Source organism: Micromonospora sp. NPDC005686 (genome assembly GCF_042871665.1).
Lineage (GTDB): Bacteria > Actinomycetota > Actinomycetes > Mycobacteriales > Micromonosporaceae > Micromonospora.
Genome location: NZ_JBIAIY010000009.1, coordinates 222,014 through 247,434 on the forward strand (window position 1 = coordinate 222,014; position 25,421 = coordinate 247,434).

The window sequence follows — 25,421 nt, forward strand, 5'->3', positions numbered from 1 at the left end:
ACAGGGCGCTCAGCGGCCGCCGAACTTCGCGTACGCCTCGGTGGCGTTCTCCTCGGTGATCCGCATGGTGTCCAGCGTGGTGCTGCGCGGGACGTCCTCGGCGCAGTCGACGAGGATCTTCCGGGCCAGCTCGACCGCCTCCCGGCCGCCGGTGGCGTACTGGAACGTGGCGGCGAGGCGGCCCTGCTCGACGGCCTTGATCCCACCGGAGGGCACCGGCAGCGCGTCGATGCCGGTGAACTTGATCCGACGCTCGGCGCCCGCCGACTTCGCGGCCAGGTAGGCGCCCTCGGCCATCGGATCGTTGTGCGCGTAGATCGCCGACACGTCCGGGTGGGCCTTGATCAGCGCGTCCGCCACCGACTGGCCCTTCTCCCGCAGCCAGTCGCCGGGCTGGGAGGCGACGATCTGGATCTTCGGATTGGCGGCGATGCCGTCGCGGAAGCCCTGCGCGCGCTCGGCGGCGGGTGTCGAGCCGGGCAGCCCGGCGATCTCGATCACCTTGCCGCCGTCCGGCAGCAGCGTCGTGGCGTAGAACTCGCCGGCCGCCCTGCCGATCGCCACGTTGTCGCCGCCGACGAACGCGGTGTACGCCTCCCCCTCGACCTTGCGGTCCAGCACGATCACCGGCACGCCCTGGTCGTACGCCTTCTTCACCACGGCGGTGAGCGGCTTGGCCTCGTTGGGCGAGATGACCAGCAGGTTGATCTTCTGGGTGAGGAAGTTCTCCACGTCGGCGACCTGCTTGCTGTTGTCCTGCGCCGCGTCGGAGACCACGACGCGGAACCCGGGCACCGACTTCGCCGCCGTCTGCACGTCGTTGTTCATCACCTGCCGGTACGGCTCGGCGTTGTTGGCCTGGGACATGCCGATCAGGAAGTCCTTGCCGGCGCCGCAGGCACGGGCCTGCCCGGCGTCGTCGGACGGTTTCTCCACGCTGCATCCGGTCACCGCCAGCGCGCCGGTGACCAGCAGCGCGAGCAGTCTGGTTCGCTTCTCCACGGGATGGCTCCTCGGGGTGTCGGTCCGGTCAGGCGAGGCCGCGACGCAGCTTCTGCAACGCCGCCGCGAGCACGATCACCAGTCCTTTGATCAGCAGTTGGACGTTGGCGTCGATGTTGTTGAGCGCGAGGATGTTGTTCAGGATGCCGAGCAGCAGCGCGCCGGCCAGCGTGCCGCCCATCGAGCCGGAGCCGCCGGCCAGGCTGGTGCCGCCGATGACGACGGCGGCGATCGCGTCCAGCTCGTATCCGGCGCCGTCGTTCGGGCTGCCCTGGTTGAGCTGTCCGGCGTGCACGACGCCGGCCACCGCCGCCAGGAGGCCGGCGACGGCGAAGACGGCGACCTTGACCCGGGTCACGGGTACGCCGGAGAGCCGGGCCGCCTTCTCGTTGCCGCCGATCGCGTAGACGTGCCGGGCGAACGCCGTCGTCCGCAGCACCACCACAGCGGCCACCCCGATCAGCACGAACAGCACCGCCGGCACCGGGAGCACCCCGTTTATCGAGCCGTTGAGCAGCTCGAAGGCGGGCGGCGCCTCCTGCGGTCCGTCGCCGTAGGCGATCGGGACGCCGAGGCCGCCGGACCAGATCCGGGCGATGCCCCGCGCGACCTGGAGACCGGCGAGCGTGACGATGAAGGACTGGATGCCGAGGCGGGCCACGGCGTATCCCTGGAGCGCGCCGAAGAGCGCGCCGATCGCGAGCACTGCGGCGACGGCGGGCAGGATGCCGAGCCCGGAGTCGACCATGAGGGTCGCCGTGCCGACGGCCGCGAGGCCGAGGATCGCCCCGACCGACAGGTCGATGCCGCCCAGCAGGACGACGAAGGTCATCCCGATCGCGATGATGCCGATCTCGGAGACCGCGCGGACGATGTTGCCGAGGTTGCCGGCGGTGAGGAAGAGGATCTCGCCGTCCCGGCGCGGTGAGGCGAGGATCGCCACGACGAAGACCACGGGCAGCGCGAACAGGCTCTGCACCGCGAACAGCCGGTCGACGAGTTCCCGGCGGCTGCGTGGCCGGCGCAGCCAGCGGGCGGCGGCGCCACGCAACCCGACCGTACCGGCGGCGGGCGGCGCCTCGGCCACGGCCGGCTCGGGCGGCGGCACGCGGGTGTCGGTCATCGGGCGTCCCTTCCGGCGGCCGGGCCGCCCATCGCCGCCGCGAGGATGTCCTCGCCGGTGCAGCCGCCGGTGACGCGGTCGGCCACGGCCCGCCCGCGGCGCAGCACCACCACCCGGTCGCAGACGCCGAGCAGCTCCGGCAGCTCCGAGGAGGCGAGCAGGATGCCCACGCCGTCGTCGGCGAGCCGGCGCAGCAGCCGGTAGATCTCTGCCTTCGCTCCGATGTCGACGCCGCGGGTCGGCTCGTCCAGCAGGAGCAGCCGGGGTTCGGTGAGCAGGTGCCGGGCGAAGACGACCTTCTGCTGGTTGCCGCCGGAGAGCGCGCCGACCGGGGTGGCCGCCGACGCGGTCTTGATCGCCAGGTCGGCGACCGACCGCGCGACCGCGGCCCGCTCCCGGCCACGTCTGACGATTCCGGCCGTGGTCAGCCGGGCGAGTGCGGCCAGCACGATGCTGCGGCCGACCGGGTGTGCCAGGACGAGCGCGGAGCGGCGCCGGTCCTCGGGGACGAAGCCGACGCCGGCGCGCAGCGCCGCGCGGGGGCCGCGCGGAGCGTACGGGCGGCCGGCCAGCCGGACCGTGCCGGTACGGAGGCCGACGGGTCCGGCGCCGAAGAGCGTCTCCAGCAGCTCGGTACGGCCGGCGCCCATGAGGCCGGCCAGCCCGACGATCTCCCCGGCCCGTACGGTCAGGCTGATGCCGTCCGGCTCGCAGCGGCCGGGCCGGGGCGAGCGGGGACGCACGGCCAGGCCGGCGAGTTCGAGCAGCGGCTCGCCCCGCCCACCGGGGCGGCCGGCCGCGTCGCCCGGCGCGGGCGCGAACAGCGAGGTGGCCCGTTCGCCGACCATCATCGCGACGATCCGCCGCCGGTCCATCCGCCCGGCGGGTACGACACCGGCGACCGAGCCGTTGCGCAGCACCGTCGCGCGGTCGGCGACGACCTCGATCTCCTCCATCCGGTGGGAGATGTAGACGACGCCGACGCCCCGGCGGCGCAGGCCGTCGATGGTGGTGAACAGCCGCTGTACCTCCCCGTCGGCGAGGGCGGCCGTCGGCTCGTCCATGACCAGCACGCGGGCGTCCAGGGCGAGCGCCTTGGCGATCTCGACGAGTTGCTGCTCCCCCACGCGCAGCGAGCCGACCGGGCGGCGCGGGTCGATGTCGGCGCCGAGCCGGCCGAGGTGCTCGCGCGCGGTACGGGCCGCGGCCCGCCGGTCGAGCGTGCGCAGCCGGGTCCGGGGTTCCCGCCCGAGCACCAGGTTGTCGGCGACCGACAGCCCGGGCACCAGGTCGAGTTCCTGGTGGATGGTCGCGATGCCGGCAGCCTGGGCGGCGGCGGGCCCGGTGAACCGTACCGGCGCCCCGTCGACGGTGACCTCTCCGTCGTAGTCGGTGACGACACCGGAGAGGATGTTGATCAGGGTGGACTTGCCCGCGCCGTTCTCGCCGAGCAGCGCGTGCACCTCGCCGGCCCGGACGTCGAAGTCGACGCCGTCGAGGGCGGTCACGCCGCCGAACCGCTTGGCCACGCCGGTCGCGGCGACGACCACCCGGCCGTTCCGGTGCGGCGCGTCGCCGATGCCCGCGCCCGTCATGGGATCGCGTTGATCGCGGCGTGTGCGGCGTCGGCGGACGTCACGTCCCGCCGGACCCCGCTCGCGGTGAGGCGCCAGGTGCCGCCCGCGTACTGGCCGGGCGCCCAGGACAGGCCGCCGTCGCGCCACAACGGCTGCCAGGCCGCCATCGCGTGGCCGGCGTCGTACCAGGTGTTGTCGCCGCGCCAGGCCGAGCCCCACCGGTGCACAGCGACCACCGAGAGCCCGTCGCCGGTGCTCATCGTCCAGCGCGGCATCCCGGTGACGTCACCTGTCGGCCGCGCCTCCACGGCCGGATCGCCGACCGCCGGGGACGCGCCGTCGATGTTGAACGCCACCTCCCACACCGCCGCTGTCGGCCACCCGTTCACCGACCAGGTGACGTCGCTCTGCAACGCGGGGCCGGTCCACCGGGGCGCGACGGTGAGCAGCCAGTCGGCGGTGACCGGCTCGTCGCCGAACGGGATGCCGACCAGGTTGATCCGGGAGCCGTCGGCCGACACGTCGACCCGGGCCGGGGCGCCGGCCCGGTCGGTCACGTCGAACCGGCCGACGGCGAGGTACGGCCCGGTGCCCCGGTGCGACGAGTCCAGCGCGGGCCGGTAGTTGCCCGCCCCGGCCGGGTCCACCGCCAGCGCGGCGATCCGGGCGCTGGGCCAGGTCCGCACGTCGGCGCGGAGGAAACCGGTGGTCACCGTCCAGCCGCGCGCCACCACGCCGGTCGACCAGGTCAGCGGCGCCAGCCACAGCCCGCCCTGGCCCCAGCCCGCGTGGGTCAGGTACCAGTTCGAGCCGTCCACCACGACCTCGGCGGCGTGCGCGTCCAGCACCGTCACCTTCTCCGCGCCGTCGAAGCGCAGCGGGTCGCGGCTGCGGTAGACGGCCGTGCGCCGGTACGCGGCGCCGTAGTCGGTGCCGTCGCAGCAGACGAAGAGGTACCACCAGTCGCCCCGGCGCACCACGAACGGCGACTCGGTCTGCCCGCCCGCCCGGCCGGTCTGCGGCGAGGTGTACGCGATCGCGCGCGCGCTCCACGACCGCAGGTCGGTGCTGGTCCGGTACGCCACGACGTGGTTGCCGCCGGACGGGCTGGACGTGGCCGTGTAGTACATGACCCAGCGGTCGCCCACCCGGGTCACCATCGGGTCGCGGCCCTCCCACCCGTCGGTGAACAGCGGGTTGGCGGAGCTGCGGGTCCAGGTGAACAGGTCGGTCGAGGTGGCCAGGTGCATGCGGTACCGGGCGTAGTCCGGGTTCCCGGCGGCGTAGAACATGTAGTAGACGCCGTTGTGGTGGATCACGTGCGGGGCCCAGATCCACTGCTCCCCGGCCCCCGGGTCGGCGGTCAGCGCCACCGGCCGTTTCGTCCACGGGCCGGTCGGGGTGGGCGCGGTGGCGTGCCCGAAGACCTTCTCGTCCTGCGGCGCTCCGGGTTCGGCGTGGGTGATGCCGAACAGGTGCCACACGCCGGTCTGCTGGTGCCGCACCAGCGTGTGGTCGTTGTAGTACCAGGTCGTCGACTCGCCCGCGCTCGGGTCGTAGACGCGGGTGGACCCGCCCCGCGCCGGTGTCTCACCGAGCGTCTCGTACGGGGTGGTGGTGACCGCCGCCAGCGGGCCGACGCGGCGCAGCGTCACCGTGTCCAGCCCGGCGAAGAAGCCGGTCGAGGGCCCGGCGCGGCCGGTCACGGTGACCGTGAGGCGGTGCGTGCCGGTCGACAGGGACGCCGAGCCCAGCGGCACGGCGCCGGTACGCTGCACCGCGCCCGCGTACCCGTCGAAGAGCTGGCCGACCGCCACCCCGTCGACGGCGAAGCGCAGCATCCCGTAGTCGCCGGCGCGGGTGAGCACGGCACCGAGGTCGTACTGTCCGGCCGGCACCGACGGCAGGGTGAGCGTCACCGAGTCCCCGGCCCGGCCGGCGCGGAACCACAGTTGCCGTCCGCCGGACCAGCTCACCCCGCAGCAGTCGGCCTGCGCCTCGGCCGGGGCGGTCGCGGAGACGACGGCGAGGGACTCGGCTTCGAGGCGTACCGGGTCGTCGGCCGGGGCCGGCGCGGCCGGGACGGCGGCCAGGGCCGCCCCGAGCAGGAGCACCGCGAGCACACGTCGGGCGCGCATCACGACACGCTCGGGCGGGGCAGGTCGGCGCCGGGGGCGAACTGGTCGTGCCAGCGGTCGCCCGGCGGCCCGAATTCACCGCCGGTGGAGGGCGAGACGAACACGTCGGCGGTGAGCCCTCGGGTGAACGTCACCACGTCGGCGCGTCCGTCGCCGGTGAAGTCCCCCAACCCTGGTAACTCGTCGCCGAAGGCGAAGTGGTCGTGCCACTTCCAGGAGTCCTGCACGAAGCGGGTGCCGTCGGACAGCGACACGAACACGTCGCCGGTCGTGCCTCTGGTGAACGTGACGACGTCGTCGCGGCCGTCGCCGTCCACGTCGCCCACCGCCGGCAGCTCGCCGCCGAGGGCGAAGTGGTCGTGCCACTTCCAGCCGTCCTCCACGAAGCGGGTGCCGTCGGACAGCGACACGAACACGTCGCCGGTCGTACCCCTGGTGAACGTCAGGATGTCGTCGCGGCCGTCGCCGTCCACGTCGCCCACCGCCGGGAACTCGTCGCCGAGGGCGAAGTGGTCGTGCCACTTGACCCCGGGTCCGAAGCCCGAGCCGGTGGAGAGCGCCACGTAGACGTCGGCCGCCGCGCCGCGGGTGAAGGTGATGATGTCGGTACGCCCGTCGCCGTTGACGTCGCCGACGGCGGGGATCTCGGCGCCGACGGCGAAGAAGTCGTGCCATTTCGCTCCGGCGGTGTAGCCGGTGCCGGTGGAGAGGCCGACGTACACGTCGGCGCTGTCGCCCCGGGTGAAGGTGATGATGTCGGCGCGGCCGTCGCCGTTGACGTCGCCGGTGAGCGGCACCTCCGCGTCGACGGCGAAGAAGTCGTTCCACGGCCGGCTGTCCGGCACGAAACGGGTGCCGTCGGACAGCGATGTGAACACGTCGGCGGCGCCGCCGCGGGTGAAGTCGACAGCGTCGTCACGCCGGTCGCCGTTTGCGTCGCTCGTGTTGCGGCCCCGGGTGGTGGCGGACACCTCGGCCGACGGTGCCGCGGCGTTGCCCGACCCGTCGACTGCCACGACCCGGTAGTAGCGGGTCTGGCCGGCGGGCAGCGGCCCGTGCCGGAACGCGGTGACGCGCGTCGTACCGGCCAGGTTGGCGGCGGTGACGGTCACCCCCGGGTTCGGGGACGCGTAGACCCGGTAGGAGACGACACCGACGTCGTCGGTGGACGGGGACCAGGACAGGCCCAGCGCGTGCACGCGCCCGCCGGCCAGGGCGAGGCCGGCGACCGGCGCCGGGGCGGCGGTGTCGGTGAACGGCGTCACCATGCTGTCGGCCAGGTACCGGGCGGCGGTCCAGGGCGGCGCGCCGGCCGCCGGGGCGAGCTGGACGGTGACCGAGGACCGGCCCGCCGTCAGCGCCGCGGGCAGCACGAACTCGTCGGCCAGCCAGCGTTGCCTGTCGTTGCCCAGCGGCTGGATCCACACCCCGGCCGGGTTGCCGTCCACCGACACGGCCGCCTGCTGGTAGCCGCCGGCCTGGTCGCCGTGGCGGCGCAGCCGTACTCCCTGGTTGGCCGGGTCGATCGCGAGCCGGAAGCGGACCGGGGCCGACGTGGCGCGGACCTGGCCGGTCTGCGGGAGGTTGTCGTCGTCGCCCTCGAAGCTCGCGGTGAGCGTGGTCTGGGTGGCCGCCGAGTCGCTGTAGGCGTGCGCGGCGCGGCTGGCGGCGTCGCCGGTGACGAGGGTGTCGGTCCGGCGCGTGGTCACGGTGCGCTGGGTGTAGAGGAACGCGGTCGAGGCGTACTCGGCCGGCATGTCGTTCGCCGGTCCGTGCTCGATGCCGAAGCGCAGCGCGGCGCCGTACGCGACCGCGTCGCCGATCATCAGCCGGTACGCGGCGTCGCACTCGTCGGCGCATCCGCCGCCGCGTACCAGGTGCGCGGTGTTGCCGGTGAAGACGCCGCTGTACTCGCCGCGGTTGAAGTACCACCCCGACTCGTAGAAGTCCTCGGTGCCGGTGCCGTGGATCTGCGGTGTCGGCGACCCGTCCACGTACACCCGCTCGTCGCCCTCCAGGTAGTTGCGGGTGTTGCCGCCGACGATGTGGCCGCGCATGGTCTGCGAGACGCCCACGAACCGGCCCCGCCCGGACTGGTCGGCGATGATCCAGTCGGCACCGCCGACCGTCTCCGCGCGCCGCGACTGGGTGGTGAAGTAGCCGGAGCTGCCGTCGGCGGCGAGCCGGGACGTCCACTCGGCGCCGGGTGCCGAGGTCACCTCGACCTCGACGCCGCCGACGGTGGTGCCGGTCGTGTTGACGAGCGTCAGGGCGACGGCGGTGCGGAACGGCATCGGCCACCAGGCGCTGTACCAGCCGCCGGGCGCGGGGTCCATGGCGAACATCAGCGACCGGACGCTGCGCTCGCCCAGCCCGCCGCCGAAGAACTCACCGACCGGGCTGTCCACGGTGGTCCGCCCGTCGAAGGTCATCCGCAGGCGCAGTCCGGCGAGCGTCGGGGCGCCGGCCGCGGCGTCGGGTACGCGCAGCTGCAGCGCGGTGATCGCCCGCGGCCCGGTCAGGGCGGCGACTGACACCTGCCCCCGCGCCGGGGCGGTGACCGCCGCGCGGGTGGTGGAGGCGCCGGCCTGAGCGGGCTTCGGGTCTCGGGTGCCGGCGGCGCGCAGCAGGGCGACCACGTCGGCGGCCGGGTCGGCCGGGTCGAACCGGGACACCCCGGCCGCGTCGGCGAAGGTGCGGTAGGTGACGTGGTGGAAGAGCGGGTTGTTCTGCGTGGTGATCCGCATGGACTCCCGGTACGGCATCGGCACCTTGACCGTGACGCCGCCGGAGGTCTGGTCGGCGGTGCTGACGAGGGGCGCGACGAAGGGGCTGCCGAGGCGCCCGTCCACCAGGGCCTGGAGGTCGGCCTGGACGACGACGACGCCGTCGAGTTCGACGCGGATCCAGCCGGTGGCCCGGACGTTGCCGTCGTCGCGGGTGAACCAGATGGACTGCACCTCGCCGGGGCCGCGCGCCTCGGCGATCACGCAGCCGTCGCTGCGGCGCAGGCAGGACCAGGTGCCGACGAAGCCGTCGTCGTTGGAGCCGTCGCGGCCGAAGCTGGAGAACTGGTGCGTACGGGTGCCGGCGGCCAGCTCCGGCAGGCGGTCGAGCCGCCGGTAGGCGTCCCAGCCGACCGGGCCCTTGTCGTCGGCGACGGCGAGGGCGGGGGCGAGCGCCGGCGCGGCGGCCGGTGTGGCGGCGGACGAGGTCGCGGGCACGGCCACGGCCAGCAGCGCGACTGCTGCGGCGCCGGCCCAACGGGGGATGCGAAGCCTCATCGGTGTCCCTTCCGAGCGGCCGTGCGAGCGACGAGAAATCGATTGCTGGGGAGTTAACTGCCAGACTTCCACGGTTGTCAATACCTCCGGTCCGGCTTTCCCCGGCCGGTCCCCCGGTCGGGCGGCCCGCGCCCCGCCGAGCCGACGGTGAAGGAAGTTTTCCACCGGCCGAGCCACCCCGGCGGGTATTGACAGACGCCGAAGCGTGCGGTTTCACTTCTCCTCAGCGCCGCCCGTCCCGCCGATCGGGACGAGACGCCGCCTCCTCCGACGTGACCTGTCAGGGCCCGCGCCCATCGCGGCACCGGCCCCTGCCCCGACGTGCCCACGCGCCGCTTCCGACCGTGCATCCCCTCCGGTGAGGAGTCACCGCATGTCCAGGTTCCCGAAACGTGCCGCCCGGCGCGCCCTCGTCGCGCTGCTCACCCTGGCCGCCGCCACCCTCACCGCGGTGACGGCCACCCCGTCACCGGCGATGGCGGCGCCGAACTTCAAGGCGCCGTTCCCCTGCGGGCAGCGGTGGACGTACAGCCACCACAGCGCCGAGGTACGGCAGGCACTGGACTTCGTCCGCAGCGACGGCACCACCGGCGGTACGCCCCAGGTGGCGTCCGCCGCCGGGGTCGCCCGGCGCTACTCGCAGCCCAGCGGCGCCGGCAACTACATCGTCATCGACCACGGCGGCGGGTGGACCACCTACTACTTCCATCTCAGCGCCTATTCGGTGCCCGACGGCGCCTACGTGCAGCAGGGGCAGCAGATCGGGATCACCGGCAGCACCGGCAACTCCTCCGGCGCGCACGTGCACTACGAGCAGCTCTACGACGGCGTCGGGCAGGTCATCTCGATAAACGGGGTCTCGCTCGCGCCGTATCCGGGGCAGTACAACCAGAGGTTCCTGGTCAGCGACAACTGCGGCACGCCGTCACCGACGCCGGCCCGGTATTTCGGTGGGTCGCCCACCGACTTCACCGGTGACGGCCGTGACGACGTGGTCGCGTTCACCCACGGTTCGCTGGCCGACGCCTACGTCGCCACCTCGACGGGTTCGTCGTTCGCGGGTACGTCGGTGAAATGGCACGACTGGTTCGCCTTGTCCGGAGAAACCCCCCTGACCGGAGACGTCAACGGCGACGGACGCGACGACGCCATCGTGTTCACCCACGGCACCGACGCCGACGTCTACGTCGCCCTGTCCACCGGCACCAGCTTCGCCCCCTCCACCAAATGGCACGACTGGTTCGCCCCCGGCACCGAAGTCCCCGCCATCGGCGACGTCAACGGCGACGGCCGCGACGACATCATCACCTTCACCCACGACACCAACGCCGACGTCTACGTCGCCCTGTCCACCGGCACCGGCTTCACCGGCACCGCCGTCAAATGGCACGACTACTTCTCCATCGCGGGGGAGTTTCCCGCCCTCGGCGACGTCAACGGCGACGGCAAGGACGACATCATCACCTTCACCCAAGGCCCCGCCTCCGCATCCGACGTCATCGTCGCCCTGTCCACCGGCACCACCTTCGGCCCACCCCAGAAATGGCACGACCTGTTCGCCGTCGGCACCGAACAACCCCGCGTCGGCGACATCAACGGCGACGGCAAAGACGACATCGTCACCTTCACCTGCAACCCCGACGCCGACGTCTACGCCGCCACCTCCACCGGCACCACCTTCACCGGCACCACCGTCAAATGGCACGACTTCTTCTGCCTCACCGGCGAATTCCCCTACCTCGGCGACACCAACGGCGACGGCAAAGACGACCTCATCGTCTTCACCAAAAACACCACAAACGACGTGTACGTCGCCCTGTCCACCGGCACCACCTTCAACCCCTCCACCAAATGGCACGACTACTTCGGCCTCACCGGCGAAACCACCCTCTGACCCCCGAACGTCACCGAGTCCCAGGAGGACCCATGTCGCACGACCGGACCGCTCCCCCCACCGTGAGCCGCCGCCGGCTGCTCACCGGCGCCGCCGCGGTCGCGGCGACCGGCGCCCTCGCCGGCGCCTTCACCGCGCCGTCCGCGGCGAGCGCCGCCGCCCGCGACGGGTACGGCCTGCGCATCGTCGCCCGCAACGAGAACGGCGGCCGGTTGCAGTACTTCCGCTTCGCCACGGACGCGATCGAGTGGGACCCCGCGGTCAACGTGCTGCTGCCCGACGGCTACCACACCAGCGGCAAGCGCTACCCGGTGCTGTACCTGCTGCACGGCGGGCGGCAGGACTTCCGCACGTTCCACCTCCAGGACAACATCATCAACCTGACCGCCGGCCGCGAGATCATCGTGGTCATGCCGGACGCCTCCACCGGCTGGTACTCCAACCCGGTCAGCAGCAACGCCGGGCCGCGCAACTGGGAGACGTTCCACATGGCCCAGTTGCTGCCGTGGATCGAGGCCAACTTCCGCACGTTCCCGGAGTACGACGGGCGCGCGGTGGCCGGCTTCTCGATGGGCGGCTTCGGGGCGCTCAAGTACACCGCGAAGTACTACGGCCACTTCTGCTCGGTCAGCTCCCACTCCGGGCCGGCGAGCCTGCGCCGGGACTTCGGTCTCGTCGTGCACTGGGCCAATGTCACCTCGGCCGCGTTCGACCTCGGCGGCGGCACCGTCTACGGCGCGCCCCTGTGGGACGAGGCCCGGGTCAGCGCGGACAACCCGGTCGAGCGCATCGAGAGCTACCGCAACAAGCGGATCTTCCTGGCCGCCGGCACCTCACCCGACCCGATCAACTGGTTCGACCAGGCCAACGAGGGTCAGGTGCTGGCCGGGCAGCGCGAGTTCCGCAGCCTGCTCGGCCGGGCCGGCATCCCGCACGAGTGGCGGGAGGTGCCGGGCGGCCACTACTTCCGCCACGAGTTGTTCGTCCAGGACCTCGCCGGCATGCTCGGCCGGCTGCGCCGCGCCGGCTGACCCGTCCACCAGGGATGACGTGGCGGAGACGCACCGGCGGTGATCGGAATTGACGGCGCATCCCCCTCGCACATTCGCCGGGATGTTCGATAGCATCGAACATCCCGGGCGGGTCCCCCGCCACCGCGACAGGAGGTCCCCGTGCGGCCCATGGACAGTCAGCCGCCGTCGGAGCAGGCCGGCTCCGGTGGCGTACCGGACGAGAGCACCCCGGCGGGCGTGGTGGGCGGCCGGATCCGGCGCTACCGCAAGGAGCGCGGCCTGACGCTGCGCGGCCTGGCCTCCCGCTCCGGGCTGTCCATCGGCTTCCTGTCCCAGGTCGAGCGCGGCATCTCCTCGATCGGCCTGACCGCGCTGGGCAGCGTCGCCAAGGCGCTCGACCGGTCGGTGGCCGACTTCTTCGACGCCGGCACCCCCTCGCCGGACAGCACCGTCTCCTCGCTCCCCCGGCACTTCACGCTGACCAGGGCGGAGACATCGGCCACGCAGTACGTGTCCGGGCAGCAGACCTACCGCATGCTCTCCGACCGGGGCCCGGACCTGGTGCTGGAGCCGATGCTCGTGCACATCGCGCCGGGTGGGCGGCGGGAGAACGCGTACGGCCACCGGGGCGAGGAGTTCGCCTACGTCATCTCCGGCGAGCTGCTCTACGAGGTCGAGGGCGTGGAGCACCGGCTGTTCCCGGGTGACAGCGTGCACCTGCGCTCGTCGGTGCCGCACCAGCTCTACAACGACACCGACACGGTGACGACCGTGGTCTCGGTGGTCACGCCACGGCTGTTCTGACGGCCCGCACGGGCACGAAGAATCGCCCTCCGTGTTCACCTACGTGAAATCGGAGGGCGATTCGTCGTGTGGCGTCAGCGACCGAGGCGTGCGTCCACGGCGCTCATCGTGTCCTGCCAGATCACCGAGGCGCCGTCGATGACGGCGAAGTGGTCCCCCGCCTGTTCGAGGTAACGGATGTCGTCGCCCGCGCCGGCCGCCGCGGCGGCGTAGCGCCGGTTGGCGTCGACGAGGTCGAGGCTGTCCTCCGTCCCCTGCACGAGCAGGGTCGGCACCCCGGTCGGCAGGCGCCGCATGGGGTCGCTCTCGGCATACCGGCGCGGCGCCGTCGCCGGTGAGCCGCCCAGCGCCGCGGCGACCGCGCCGTCACCGAGATAGCGCCGCTCGCCCTCGGCGAGGTCGAGCACCCCCGCCAGCGACACGGCGAGCGCGACGCGCGGGCCGCTCGAACGCCCGGCGAGGTCGGCGGCGGCGCGCAGTGCGAGCTGCCCGCCGGCCGAGTGTCCCAGCACGACGATCCGGTCCCGGTCCAGCGGCCGGTCGCGGGCCAGCTCCCGCACCGCGACGATGCCCGCCTCCACGTCCTGTGTGGTCGCGTCCCAGCCGTGCCGGTCCGGGCGCCGGTATTCCAGGTTCCAGCTCGCGTACCCGCGCCGGGCCAGGTCGACGGCGAGGGCGTCCATCAGGTCCGCGCCCCAGATCGACCGCCAGAACCCGCCGTGCAGCAGCACCGCGACCGGCGCCGGCCCGGTGTGCGGAACGGACGGCAGCCGCAGGTCGCCCCACTGGTCGGGCTCCGGGCCGTACGCGATCCGGGTGGCGGGCGTCCGGTGGCGGTGCACGGCGTGCCGGACCGCCCAGGCCAGGCCCCACAGTCCCCGCCCGGCCAGGTGCACCGCGCCGGGCACCGGCGCCTCGACGGTGAGGTCGTACCAGACCACGCCGGACGGCTGGGCGCCGATCAGAGCGCGGGCCGCTGGTGTGGGGCCGGGCAGCGCCACCACCGGCTGGTCCGTCGCGGCGAGCAGCGAGCGCAGCTCCTCGGCCGAGGCGGCGGTGACGACCTGACCGGCGATGTCGAGTTCGGCGCAGGTGACGGCGGTCAGCGACGCCAGCAGCGCCAGGTCGGCCACCAGCCCGGGGCCGGCCACGACGGTGAGTCGCACCTGACTCACCTGCGCAGCAGCGGCAGAACCGCCGAGCCGAGCAGGTCCACGCCGCGCTCGTCGGTGAGGCCGTGCGGTGTGCCGAACTCGACCCGGCGTACGCCCGCGTCGATGAGCGCCTGGGCCTGCGCGGCGACCTGCTCCGGGGTGCCGGAGAAGGCGAACCGGTCGAGAACGTCGTCCGGGATCAGCCGGCCCGCCGCCTCGTCCTCGCCCGCGTCGACGAGGTCGCCGACGCGCTTCACCAGGTCCTCGGGCATCTCGACGGTCGGGTCCAGCTCCGCCACCACGGCCAGGTACATGGCCACCTCGGTACGGGCCTTGGCGCGGGCCGCCTCGCCGTCGGTGTCGACGACTGTCACCGCGCCGAGCACGATGCCGACGTCGGCGACGTCGCGTCCGGCCTTCTCCGCGCCGGCCCGCAGCCGGTCGCGGATCACCGGGACCATGTCCGGGTTGGCGCTGCCGCCCACCTTGATCTCGTCGGCGATCCGTCCGGCCAGCGCCGCGCCCTGCGGGCCCCACGCGCCGAGCAGCAGCGGCGGGTCGGGCCGCTGCACGTCGTAGCGCAGCGCGGTGCCGGGGGCGAGCGAGAAGACCCGGCCGGTGAAGCCGCCGCGGTCGCCGCGCAGCAGGCGGTAGACGACCTGGACGGCCTCCTCGATGGTGGTCAACGGCCGCGGCTGCGGCAGGCCGACAGCGCCCAGCCAGGTCCCACGGGCCAGACCGAGGTAGGCCCGCCCGTGCGAGGCCAGGTCCAGGGCGGCGAGCTGACCGGCGATCTCGTACGGCGCCATCGAGTACGGGTTCAGGCAGGCCGCGCCGAGGCGTACCCGTTCGGTCGCCTGTGCCATCTCCAGCAGCGGGAAGATCGGCGGCTGGTACATCAGGTCGCCGAAGACGGTGAGCACGTCGAAGCCGTGCGCCTCGGCGGCGCGCGCCAGCCGGGCGTAGGCGCCGGCCGGCTTGTCGCTCTGCAGGCCGAGTCCGATCTCGACGGTCATGTCAGGTCCGCCGAGTTCATCGTGCGGCGGCAGGTCCGTTCCACCTTCATGACGAGCCGCTCCTCCGGGTCCGGGCAGATGAAGTGGGAGTCCTGGGCCAGCCAGTCCCCCGGCGCCAGGTCACGCTGCTTGGCGGCGAGGAAGGGCAGCACCGAGGCGAGCGCGTACACGCAGAAGTGCTTTCCCTCGGGCAGCCGCAGGTGCGCGCTGTTCGTCAGTTCGAAGTGGTCGCCCACGGCCATGCCGCACACCGACCGGCCCTCGATCCGGTCGACTGTGACCTTCAGGTCGTAGATCTCCATGTCGCCGTCGCTCACGGTCCCTCCCCCTCGTCGATCCGTACGATGATCTTGCCGGTGGTCCGGCGTTCGGCCAGCTCGGTGAGCGCCGCGGGCGCCTCGTCCAGCGAGACGACGCGGCTGACCGGCGGCCGGACCGCGCCGGAGGCGCACATGTCGAAAAGCTCCTGGTAGGCGGACTCGACGGCGCTGGCCCGCTGCCACGGATACTGCGAGCCCCAGGAGAGGCCGACGAGCGTCGCGTTGGCAGCCATCAGCCGCAGCGGGTCGACCGGCGGTGGTGCGCCACCGGCAGCGCCCACGGCGACCAGGCGGCCCTCGAACGCGAGGCAGTCCCAGGAGCGGGCGAACACGTCGCCGCCCACCGGGTCCACCACGACGTCCACGCCCCGGCCGCCGGTGGCCGCCCGCACCGCGGGTACGAAGTCCTCAGCGGTGTAGTCGATCGCCACGGCGGCGCCGTGGTCGCGGCAGATCGCGGTCTTGGCCGGGCCACCCGCCGTGGCGAGGACCCGGGCGCCCCGGGCGACGGCCAGCTGGATCGCGGCGATGCCCACCCCGCCCGCACCGGCGTGCACCAAGACGGTCTGCCCGGCGGTGACACCAGCGCGTTCCAGCGCGAACCACGCGGTCTGATAGGTGACAGGCAGCGCCGCCGCGGTCACCGGATCGATCGTGGACGGCCGCGCCACCACTACCGCGGCGTCCACGGTCACCGTGCTGCCGAGCGCTCCGCGCGGCAGCGCAGGGCAGGCGAGCACCTCCTGACCCAGCAGGTGCTCCGCTCCGGCGCCGGCGGCGACGACCCGGCCGGCCGTCTCCACGCCGGGCGTCATCGGCGGGTCCGGCCGCACCGGGTACTCGCCCCGGCAGAGCATGACGTCCAGGAAGTTCAACCCCACAGTGCGGACGGCGAGCCGTACCTCACCGGGGCCGGGCGGCGGGTCGTCGGGCAGCTCGGCGACCGACAGCACGTCCGCCGGCTCACCGGTCCGCCCGGCGACCAGCCGCCGGATCACGCCGCGCCCACCGGTTCCCGGACCAGCTCGGCGTGGTGGTGCACGATCACCCAGCGGCCGTCGATCCGGCGCACCACGTCGGTGACCCGGGTGATCTCCGGTTCGTCGTCCGGGCCGAGCTGCGCGACCAGCTCGTACCGGGCCACGCCGAAGTCGTCCCAGACGTCGATGCGCTTGTCCCGCGCGGCGAGCACCGCCAGCCGGGGCCGCTGACCCGCCGCGTCCCGCCGGGCGCGGTACTCGTCCAGCTCGGCCCGGGTCCGCAACGGCCCCGGCAGGTGCGTCTCCCAGGTGGTCACGTCGGGGTGCAGGTGCGTGTCGAACCGCTGCTGGTCCCCGGCGAGGAACGCGTCGTACATGTCGTCGATGCCGACGGCGATCGCCGCCGCGCCTGAATCCGCGAACGTCATCGCGTCTCCTCCTGGTTCCGGTCGTCGCGGGCGATCTGCCCGCCCTTCATCACCCACCGCACGTCCCGGAACGCCGAGGTGTCGGCCAGCGGGTCGGCGTCGGTCGCGATCAGGTCGGCCAGCTTGCCGGCCTCGACGGTGCCGAGGTCGGACTCCGCGCCGAGCCACCGGATCGGGCCGAGCGTGCCGGCGTGGATGGCCCGTGCGGTGCCGATCCGCTCGGACATGTACTCCATCTCCCGGATGGAGGCGGTGGTGCCCTCGAACTGCCAGAACGGGGGCATGTCGCTGCCGAGCAGCACCTCCACCCCGGCGGCGACCGCCATGTCGAAGCTCTCCAGGTGCCGTGGGCCGGCGCCGAGCGACCGGCACTGCATCCACTCCGGCACGCCCAGCTCGTCGAAGAACTCCTTGCAGCGGGTCACCAGCAGCGTCGGCACGAGCGCGGTGCCGCGCTCGGCCATCCGCGCCGCGACCTCCGGGGTGAGCTGGTAGCCGTGCTCCACACAGTCCAGTCCCAGCTCGACCGCCGCGCCGATCACCTCGGCCGGTCCGGCGTGGGCGGTGACCTTGCGGCCCCACGCGTGCGCGGTCTCGATCACCGCGCTCATCTCGTCGGCGAACAGCTGGGGCGTGTGGATGCTCTCGTGCTCACCGGCGATGCCACCCGAGATCATCACCTTGATCAGGTCCGCGCCGGCCTTGATCTGGCTGCGGACGCCGTGGCGGAAGCCCACCGGGCCGTCGCACTCGAGCGTGTCGTTGCTCTCGTGGCCGTGCCCACCGGTGCACACCAGCGCCCGGCCGGCGGTGTAGATGCGCGGACCCGGGACGCGCCCGCCGTTGATCGCCCGCCGCAGGGCGAAGTCCGCGTGGTCCTTCTCCGCCACGCAGCGCACTGTGGTCACGCCGGAGTGCAGCGTGCGCCGCGCGCCGTCGGCCATGTAGTGGGCGAGGTCGTACGAGCCCATCCCCTTGACGCCGTCGCCCCCGGAGCCGGGCAGCGACAGCGAGAAGTGGGTGTGCATGTTCACCAGACCGGGCGTCAGGTACGCGCCGTCGAGGTCCACCTCGGTCAGCCGGCCGGCGGCCCGCGCCTGCTCGGCCACCTCGGCGTACGGGCCGACGGCGACGATCCGGTCCCCCCGGACCCACACCCCGGCGCCGGTCACCGGCGTCATGCCGTCCACCACGCGGGCGTCCAGCACTGTGCAGTTGCCGAGCAGCGTGCTCGGCTGCTCGGGCGAATAGGCGGCACTCACGCGATCACTCCATAAACGTCTCGGGCGGCCCGGGCGGAGACGTAGCCCTCGGCCACGTCCCGTCGCACCGCCTCCGGATCCCGACTCCTCGGGTCGCCGTGCCCGCCGCCACCGGCGGTCAGCAACGTCACCCGATCCCCCACCGCCACCGCGGTACGCCGTGTGCTCACCCGGTGCTCCCGGTCCGTGCCCGGGAACACCACCACCTGGTTCGGCTCCGGCTGCTCGCCGCCGGCCAGCGCCCACGGCGCGCTCTTCGTCTTCTTGATCACCGTGAGGAACTCACCCGGCGTCACGAACCGGATGTCCCGACGCAGGCCGCAGCCGCCCCGGAACCGGCCGGCGCCACCGGAGTCCGTACGGATCTCCAGGCGCTCGAAGAACATGCCGGTCTTCGACTCCAGCACCTCGACGGGCGTGTTGCGGGCCTGGGTCTGGCACAGGTGGTTCGCCGGTCCGATGCCGTCGTGCCGTGGCGTGCCGCCCCAGCCGACCGGGTCGTTGTTGCTGACCGCGAACATGTCGCCGGTGTCCGGGTGCCGGCCGACCATCATGAACCCCGGCACGTCGCCGCCGGAGGAGGCGGCCAGCCCGTCCGGCATGCCCTGCGCCAGCGCCTTGAGGATCAGCTCCAGCGCGACGGTGCCGGTCCACTGGGTGAACGTGGCGGCCGGATACTGCGCGTGGAACAGCGTGCCGGGCTCGGCGCGTACCCGCAGGGGCGCGAAGTGCCCGGCGTTCGTCTGCTCGCCGGGCGTGGTGACCCCCTTGAACGCGACCCGGCAGGTGGCGATGGTGGCGCCCAACGGCAGGTTCACCGGCCCGGGCACCGCCGGGGACGACCCGGAGAAGTCCACCGTGAACTCCCCGTCGGCGACCGTGACTGTGACCCGCATCCGGATCGGGTCGTCGGTGACGCCGTCGTCGTCCAGCCAGTCTTCGGCGGTCCAGCTGCCCTGCGGCAGCGCGGCCACCGCCTCCCCGGCGCGCTGCGCGGCGGCGTCGATCACCCGGTCGACGACCGCGTCGACCACTGCGGGACCGTAGTGGCGGTACAGCTCGGTCACCCGCCGCTCACCGGTACGCAGCGCGGCGATCTGCGCGTTGAGGTCGCCGAGGACGAGTTCGGGCATCCGCGAGTTGAACCGGATCAGCTCGTGGATCTCCGGCACCGGCTCGCCCCGGGAGTACACCTTCGTGCCGGGGAAGATGATCCCCTCCTGGTGCATGTCCGTGGAGTCGAGCACGTAACCGGGATCCTTGGCCCCCAGGTCCATCCAGTGCGCCCGGATGCACAGGAAGCCGATCAGCTCCTCGCTCTCCGGCAGCACGACCGGCGCGAACATCGTCGCGTCGTACGTGTGCGCCGCGTTCCAGTACGGGTAGTTGAGCAGCACCACGTCGCCGCGGTGCAGGTTCTCCCGGCCGACGTACTCCACGCCCTTGCGCAGCGAGTAGTCGTTGGCGCCGAGGAAGCGGGACAACCCCGTGGACTCCGCGACCAGCCGCAGATGCCGGTCGTAGATGGAGATGCCGAAGTCGTACACCTCGTAGATCACCGGGTTGAACGCGGTGCGCACCAGCGCGGCCCGCATCTCCTCGGCGGCCGAGACGAGGTGGCTGCGGACGACCTCGACGGTTGCCCCGTCGACCGTCGGCTCACCCATCGACGTCCACTCCGTAGACGTCCCGGGCCGCCTCCCGGGAGACGTAACCCTCGGCCACGTCCCGCCGGACCGCCTCCGGGTCGCGGTTGCGCGGGTCGCCGTGCCCGCCGCCACCGGCGGTCAGCAGCGTGACCCGGTCGCCCGCCGCCACCACGGTGCGCTTGGTGCTCACCCGGTGCTCGCGGTCGGTGCCCGGGAACATCACCACCTGGTTCGGCTCCGGCTGCTCGCCGCCGTCCAGCGCCCACGGCGCGCTCTTCGTCTTCTTGATGACGGTCAGGAACTCGCCGGGGGTCAGAAAGCGGATGTCCCGCCGCAGGCCGCAGCCACCTCGGAACCGGCCCGCGCCGCCGGAGTCCGCGCGGATCTCCCAGCGCTCGAAGAACATCCCGGTCTTGGCCTCCATGACCTCGATCGGGGTGCCCCGGCCGGTGCTGCCGGAGACGTGCGTGGCGGCGTCCATGCCGTCGTGCCGCGCGGTGCCGCCCCAGCCCACCAGGTCGTTGTTGCTGACCGCGAACATCTTGCCGGTGTCCGGGTGCAGGCCGACCATCATGAAGCCGGGCACGTCGCCGCCGGAGGAGGCGGGCAGCCGGTCGGGCATGCCCTGGGCCAGCGCCTTGAGGATCAGCTCCACGGCGACGATGCCGGTCCAGAGCGTGAACGTGGGCTGCGGGTAGACGGCGTGGAACAGGGTGCCCGGCTCGGCCCGCACCTCCAGCGGCGCCACGGTGCCGGCGTTCGACGGCTCGTCGCGCGAGGTGAGCGACTTCAGCACGACCTTGCAGATCGCCTCGGTCGCGCCGAACGGCATGTTGATCGGGCCGCGGGTGGCCGGGGCCGAGCCGGCGAAGTCGACGACGAAGCGCCCGTCGGTGATGGTCACCGTGACCCGCATCTTCACCGGGTCGTCGGTGATGCCGTCGTCGTCCACCCAGTCCTCGGCGGTCCAGGTGCCCTGCGGCAGCGTCGCCAGCGCCGCGCGGGTGCGGGCCTCGCCGTCGGCGATGATGCGGTCGATCGCCTGGTCGACAGTGGTCCGGCCGAACTTCTCGGTGATCTCCAGCAGCCGGCGCTCGCCGGTGCGCAGCGCGGCGATCTGGGCGTGCAGGTCACCCAGCACCGCGTCCGGCATCCGCGAGTTGAAGCGGATCAGCTCGTGGATCTCGCGTACCGGCTCGCCCCGGGAGACGACCTTGGTGCCCGGGAAGATCAGCCCTTCCTGGTGCATGTCGGTCGAGTCGAGCACGTAGCCCGGGTCCTTGGCGCCCAGGTCCATCCAGTGCGCGCGGACGCAGAGGAAGCCGACCAGCTCGCCGTCCGCGTCCGGGTCGGCCTCGTCGGGCCGGAACACCGGGGCGAACAGCGTCGCGTCGTACGCGTGCGCCGCGTTCCAGTACGGGTAGTTGAGCAGCACCACGTCGCCGCGGTGCAGGTTCTCCCGGCCCACGTACTCCACGCCCTTGCGCAGCGAGAAGTCGTTCGCGCCGAGGAAGAACGTCAGCCCGGTGGCCTCGGCGACCAGCCGCAGGTCGGCGTCGTACATCGACAGGCCGAAGTCGTGCACCTCGTAGATGACCGGGTTGAAGGAGGTACGGATGAGGGTGGCCCGCATCTCCTCCGCCGCCGACAGCAGATAGCTGCGGACGACCTCGACCTGGGCTCCGTCCAGCGTGGTCATGCCGCTTCCTCCAGGGTGACGAGCAGGTATCCGTGGTCGTCGACGGTGACCCGCTGGCCGCTGGGCACCACTGTGGTGGAGGTGCCCTCGTCGATCAGCGCCGGTCCGTCGAAGGTGTCGCCCGGCTCCAGGCGGGCCCGGTCGTAGACCGCGAACGGCACCACCGCGTGCTGCCCGAAGTCGTAGGCGTCGCGGTGCGCCAGCAGCGCCTGCGACGGGTCGCCGTCGCCGCGCGGCAGGGTCTCCAGCTCGGGCCGGTCGGTGCGGCCGATGCCGCGCACCCGCAGGTTGAGGATCTGCAGCGGGTTGCCCATGGTGTGGCCGTACCGGGCGCGGTGCGTCTCGTCGAACGCGGCGCGGACGGCGTCGCGGTCGAGCTCACGCCCGACGGTGACCATCAGGCTGTGCTCCTGGCCGAGGTAACGCAGCTCGAACTGCCGCTCCAGGACCGCCTCGCCGGCCGGCACGCCCTGCGCCACCAGCGACGTGACCGCCTCGGCCTCGACGGCCTTGAACAGCTGCTCCAGCTCCGCCAGGTCGGCGTCGTCGAGCGTGGCCATCACGGTACGGCTGAAGTCGTTGACGATGTCGGCCGAGAGCATGCCCCAGGCGGAGAACCCGGACGGCGCGAACGGCACGATCACCTCGCCGATGCCCATCTCCCGGGCCAGCAGCGGCGCCAGCAGCGGGCCGGCCCCGCCGAACGCGAGCAGCGCGAACTGCCGGGGGTCGTGCCCCCGCTCGACGGTGATCTGGCGGACCGCGCCGACGGTGCGGGCCAGCAGCACGTCGAACACGCCCGCCGCCGCGTTCTCCACGGTGAGGCCGAGCGGCTCGGCGAGCTGCTCGCTGATCGCGGCGCGCGCCTCGGCGTCGTGCAGACCCATGGTGCCGGCGAGGAAGCGGTCCGGGTCCATGTAGCCGAGCACCACCGCCGCGTCGGTGACGGTCGGCTTGGTGCCGCCCCGGCCATAGCAGACCGGGCCCGGGTCGGCGCCCGCGCTCTGCGGACCGACCTTGAGCAGGCCGTGGTCCAGCCAGGCGATCGAGCCGCCGCCGGCGCCGATGGTACGGATGTCGTACGTGGGGATGAGCAGCGGGAAGTGCTCCAGCTGGGCCTCGTACGCGGCGACCGGGTTGCCGCGCTCGATCACGCAGGCGTCGAGCGAGGTGCCGCCGATGTCGAACGTGAGCACGTTGTCCCGGCCCAGCTCGGAGGCGACGTAGGCGGCGCCGACGATGCCGCCGGCCGGGCCGGACAGCACCGTGTGCGTGGGTGCGGTCTTGGCGACCGCGCTGGTCATCGAACCGCCGCCGGACCGCATGATCAGGAAGCGTCCGGAGAAGCCGCGCTCGGCCAGACCGGCCTCCAGCTCGTCCACGTACCGCTCGAAGATCGGCCGGATGTACGCCTCCAGCACCGTGGTGCTGGTGCGCTCGTACTCCCGGTACTCGCGCACGATGTCCGTCGACAGCGACAGGCTGACGTCGGGGAACTCCTCGTGGATCAGGCGCGCGGCCTCCCGCTCGTGGCTCGGGTCGAGGAACGAGTGCAGGAAGCAGATGGCGATCGAGGTGACCTGCTGGTCCGCCACGAGCGTGCGGGCGGCCTCCCGGACGCTGTCCGGGTCCAGCGGCTCCACCACGCGTCCGCGGTAGTCCAGCCGGCCCCGCACGCCGGCGGTGAAGCGGCGCTGCACCAGGCTCTCCGGCCGCTGGTACTGGAAGTCGTACATGTGGTCGGACGGCACGTTGCCGCGGCCGATCAGGAAGATGTCCCGGAAGCCCTCGTTGGTGATGATGCCGGTACGGCCACCACGACGCTCCAGCACCGCGTTGAGGCCGAGGGTGGTGCCGTGGATGAACAGCTCCACCTCCGACAGGTCGGTGCCGAGCGCGGTGATCGCGTTGAGGACACCGTCCGCGGGCCGGGCCGGGGTCGTCGCCGCCTTGCGGAAGCGGACCCGGTTGGTGCGCGTGTCGAGTTCCATGGCGTCCACGAACGTCCCGCCGATGTCGACGGCGAGCCGGATGGGGCGACGGGTCATGGCGTGACAGCCTGCCTTCCGATGAGGGCGGGAAGCTCGGGAACGCGCCAGCAGGCGGCCCGGCTCTCGCCGTACGACTGAAGCTCCTGCTGCTCCGATCGGCACCGGTCGGTGACGAACGGGCACCGGGCGGCCAGTGGGCACCCGGTCGCGGCGTCGGCTTCCTCCAGGTCCTTGACCAGCTCGACGGCCTCGCCGCCGGACCCGGTCGTCCCACCGAGGCGGGGGGCGCTGCCCAGCAGCGCCCGGGTGTACGGGTGCCGGGGCGTGTCGAAGACGACGTCCACCGGCCCCTCCTCGACGACCTGGCCGAGGTAGAGCACCACGACCCGGTCGGCGAACCCGCGCACTGTCGCCAGGTCGTGGGAGATGAACACCGAGGCGCGGTCCGCGTCGGCCGCCACGTCGGCGATCACGTCGAGGATCTGCGCCTGGACGGTGACGTCCAGCGCGGAGGTCGGCTCGTCGAAGACGATCAGGTCCGGCTCACCGACCAGCGCGCGGGCGATGCCGATGCGTTGCGCCTGGCCGCCGGACAGCTCGTGCGGGTAGCGCTCGAGGATCGACCGGTCCAGCTCCATCCGGTCCAGCACGGCGGTGACGCGCTCCTGCCGCTGGGCCGGGGACAGGCCCGCGGCGCGCAGCGGCTCGGCGATGGAGTCGCCGACGGGACGGCGCGGGCTCAGCGAGCCGATCGGGTCCTGGAACACGAGCTGCGCCCGGGTCCGGGCCCGGCGCAGCGCCCGGCCCCGCGGACGAGGGCGGCCCGGCTGCTTGACCAGCGCCTGCCCGGCGACCGTGACGGTGCCGGACGTGGGCGCGACCAGGCCCATCACGAGCTTGGCGAGCGTGCTCTTGCCGCAACCGCTCTCGCCCACCACGCCCAGCGTCTCGCCCGGCCCGAGCCGCAGCGTGACGCCGCGCAGCGCGTGGTGCCCGCCGGAACCGAACCGGCTGCGGTAGACGACGTGCGCGTCCTCGATCTCCAACACGGCCGGCTTCGGGTCCGCGCCGGCCGGCCCCGCACCGGACGCCACCGGCGTGTGCGAAGCCGGCGGCACGTCGGCGTCCAGCGGCCGGGTCTGCGGGTGGAAGCAGGCGAGCGACCACTCGCCGCCGCCGGGCACCGGCGTGGTGGCCGGGCGGCGCGACGAGCAGGTGCGGTCGGCGTGCGCGCAGCGGGCGACGAACGGGCAGTTGCGCGGCGCCTCGGTCAGCAGCGGCATGGCGCCGGGGGTGGCGACGACCGGCCGGCCGCCGACGTCCGGCACCGAGCGCAGCAGCGCCCGGGTGTACGGGTGCGCGGGCTCCCGCAGCACCTGCGCGGCCGGTCCGCTCTCCACCACGGTGCCGGCGTAGAGCACCACCACCCGGTCGCAGACCTCCGCGATGGACGCCAGGTCGTGTGAGATCAGCAGTACGCCCCGGCCGTCGGTGTCGGCGGCGTGCCGGAACTGGCGCAGGATCTCCCTGGTCAGCGTCACGTCCAGGCCGGTGGTCGGCTCGTCGGCGATCAGCAGTTCCGGTGCGCAACCGGTGGCCAGCGAGATCATCACCCGCTGGGCCATGCCGCCGGACAGCTCGTGGGCGTACGCGTCGAGCCGCCGCTGCGGGCTGCGGATGCCGACCGCCTCGAACAGCTCGCGCGCCGCCTCCCGGGCCCGGTCGCCGGACATGTCCTGATGGGTGGCGAGCCGGTCGACGAGCTGCTTGCCGATGGTACGGGTGGGGCTGAGCGCGCCGCGCGGGTTCTGGAAGCAGATGGCGACCCCCCGGCCGCGGTGGGCGGCGAGCGCGGCGTCGTCCATGCGCAGCACGTCCGAGTCGCCGAAGCGCACCCGCCCGGTGGCGTGCGAGCCGCCGGGCAGCAGCCCGACGACGGCGCGGGCCACCATGCTCTTGCCGCCGCCGCTCTCGCCGACCAGGCCGACGACCTCGCCCGGCCGGACGGCGAAGCTCACGCCGCTGAGCGCGGCCACCTGCCGGCCGGGCCGGCGGATCGTCACGGAGAGGTTCTCGATCGACAGCAT

General features: G+C 73.2%; 18 protein-coding genes. 3 read left to right on the forward strand and 15 right to left on the reverse strand.

The genetic code is table 11. The annotated features are described in order from the left end of the window. Positions 1 to 9: 9 nt before the first annotated feature. Genes ACFYON_RS21540 through ACFYON_RS21560 form a run of 5 tightly spaced genes read right to left on the reverse strand, consistent with a single transcriptional unit; the run spans position 10 to position 9,124 of the window. Positions 10 to 1,002: a substrate-binding domain-containing protein gene (locus ACFYON_RS21540; RefSeq protein WP_387320998.1), complete on the reverse strand. Its 993-nt coding sequence runs from the start codon at positions 1,000 to 1,002 to the stop codon at positions 10 to 12. A 28-nt stretch (positions 1,003 to 1,030) separates the two neighbouring features. Continuing rightward, positions 1,031 to 2,125, reverse strand: a complete 1,095-nt coding sequence (locus ACFYON_RS21545) for an ABC transporter permease (protein ID WP_354874980.1) — start codon at positions 2,123 to 2,125, stop codon at positions 1,031 to 1,033. Beyond that, on the reverse strand, positions 2,122 to 3,720 hold the full coding sequence (locus tag ACFYON_RS21550; RefSeq protein WP_387321000.1) for a sugar ABC transporter ATP-binding protein: 1,599 nt from the start codon (positions 3,718 to 3,720) through the stop codon (positions 2,122 to 2,124). The genes ACFYON_RS21545 and ACFYON_RS21550 overlap by 4 nt, the downstream gene beginning before the upstream one ends. Further along, the gene (locus ACFYON_RS21555; RefSeq protein ID WP_387321002.1) at positions 3,717 to 5,840 is read right to left on the reverse strand and encodes a family 43 glycosylhydrolase; all 2,124 of its coding nucleotides are present in this window, start codon (positions 5,838 to 5,840) and stop codon (positions 3,717 to 3,719) included. The genes ACFYON_RS21550 and ACFYON_RS21555 overlap by 4 nt, the downstream gene beginning before the upstream one ends. Beyond that, entirely contained in the window at positions 5,840 to 9,124 is a 3,285-nt protein-coding gene (locus ACFYON_RS21560) for a DUF2961 domain-containing protein (protein WP_387321004.1), read from the reverse strand. The genes ACFYON_RS21555 and ACFYON_RS21560 overlap by 1 nt, the downstream gene beginning before the upstream one ends. Positions 9,125 to 9,497: 373 nt before the next feature. On the opposite strand from ACFYON_RS21560, the gene ACFYON_RS21565 reads away from it, so the two are divergent. From ACFYON_RS21565 to ACFYON_RS21575, 3 genes are all read left to right on the forward strand, one after another. Then, positions 9,498 to 11,018, forward strand: a complete 1,521-nt coding sequence (locus tag ACFYON_RS21565) for an FG-GAP-like repeat-containing protein (RefSeq protein ID WP_387321006.1) — start codon at positions 9,498 to 9,500, stop codon at positions 11,016 to 11,018. Between the two features lie 32 nt (positions 11,019 to 11,050). Then, positions 11,051 to 12,049, forward strand: coding sequence for an esterase family protein (locus ACFYON_RS21570; RefSeq protein ID WP_354874097.1), 999 nt, complete (start codon positions 11,051 to 11,053; stop codon positions 12,047 to 12,049). A 150-nt stretch (positions 12,050 to 12,199) separates the two neighbouring features. Beyond that, positions 12,200 to 12,835, forward strand: a complete 636-nt coding sequence (locus ACFYON_RS21575; RefSeq protein ID WP_355094987.1) for an XRE family transcriptional regulator — start codon at positions 12,200 to 12,202, stop codon at positions 12,833 to 12,835. Positions 12,836 to 12,909: 74 nt separating this feature from the next. Here ACFYON_RS21575 and ACFYON_RS21580 read toward each other — a convergent pair whose 3' ends face one another. Genes ACFYON_RS21580 through ACFYON_RS21625 form a run of 10 tightly spaced genes read right to left on the reverse strand, consistent with a single transcriptional unit; the run spans position 12,910 to position 25,421 of the window. Beyond that, positions 12,910 to 14,001 carry an alpha/beta hydrolase gene (locus ACFYON_RS21580; protein WP_355094989.1) on the reverse strand — a complete coding sequence of 364 codons (1,092 nt, stop codon included), beginning with the start codon at positions 13,999 to 14,001 and terminating at the stop codon, positions 12,910 to 12,912. 5 nt (positions 14,002 to 14,006) lie between these two features. Beyond that, positions 14,007 to 15,005, reverse strand: a complete 999-nt coding sequence (locus ACFYON_RS21585; RefSeq protein WP_354874092.1) for an LLM class flavin-dependent oxidoreductase — start codon at positions 15,003 to 15,005, stop codon at positions 14,007 to 14,009. After that, a complete protein-coding gene (locus ACFYON_RS21590) occupies positions 15,002 to 15,322 on the reverse strand; it encodes a TIGR04076 family protein (protein ID WP_354874090.1) in 321 nt (106 codons plus the stop codon). Before ACFYON_RS21590 ends, ACFYON_RS21585 begins: the two co-directional genes overlap by 4 nt. Then, on the reverse strand, positions 15,319 to 16,323 hold the full coding sequence (locus tag ACFYON_RS21595; RefSeq protein WP_354874088.1) for a zinc-binding dehydrogenase: 1,005 nt from the start codon (positions 16,321 to 16,323) through the stop codon (positions 15,319 to 15,321). The genes ACFYON_RS21590 and ACFYON_RS21595 overlap by 4 nt, the downstream gene beginning before the upstream one ends. Next, positions 16,320 to 16,733: a nuclear transport factor 2 family protein gene (locus ACFYON_RS21600; RefSeq protein ID WP_354874086.1), complete on the reverse strand. Its 414-nt coding sequence runs from the start codon at positions 16,731 to 16,733 to the stop codon at positions 16,320 to 16,322. The genes ACFYON_RS21595 and ACFYON_RS21600 overlap by 4 nt, the downstream gene beginning before the upstream one ends. Next, positions 16,730 to 17,995, reverse strand: coding sequence for an amidohydrolase family protein (locus tag ACFYON_RS21605; protein ID WP_354874084.1), 1,266 nt, complete (start codon positions 17,993 to 17,995; stop codon positions 16,730 to 16,732). The genes ACFYON_RS21600 and ACFYON_RS21605 overlap by 4 nt, the downstream gene beginning before the upstream one ends. Further along, entirely contained in the window at positions 17,992 to 19,662 is a 1,671-nt protein-coding gene (locus ACFYON_RS21610; RefSeq protein ID WP_355094991.1) for a hydantoinase B/oxoprolinase family protein, read from the reverse strand. The genes ACFYON_RS21605 and ACFYON_RS21610 overlap by 4 nt, the downstream gene beginning before the upstream one ends. After that, positions 19,655 to 21,343 carry a hydantoinase B/oxoprolinase family protein gene (locus ACFYON_RS21615; RefSeq protein ID WP_355094993.1) on the reverse strand — a complete coding sequence of 563 codons (1,689 nt, stop codon included), beginning with the start codon at positions 21,341 to 21,343 and terminating at the stop codon, positions 19,655 to 19,657. The genes ACFYON_RS21610 and ACFYON_RS21615 overlap by 8 nt, the downstream gene beginning before the upstream one ends. Beyond that, positions 21,340 to 23,391 carry a hydantoinase/oxoprolinase family protein gene (locus tag ACFYON_RS21620; protein ID WP_354874078.1) on the reverse strand — a complete coding sequence of 684 codons (2,052 nt, stop codon included), beginning with the start codon at positions 23,389 to 23,391 and terminating at the stop codon, positions 21,340 to 21,342. Before ACFYON_RS21620 ends, ACFYON_RS21615 begins: the two co-directional genes overlap by 4 nt. Then, a complete protein-coding gene (locus tag ACFYON_RS21625; RefSeq protein ID WP_357707059.1) occupies positions 23,388 to 25,421 on the reverse strand; it encodes a dipeptide ABC transporter ATP-binding protein in 2,034 nt (677 codons plus the stop codon). The genes ACFYON_RS21620 and ACFYON_RS21625 overlap by 4 nt, the downstream gene beginning before the upstream one ends.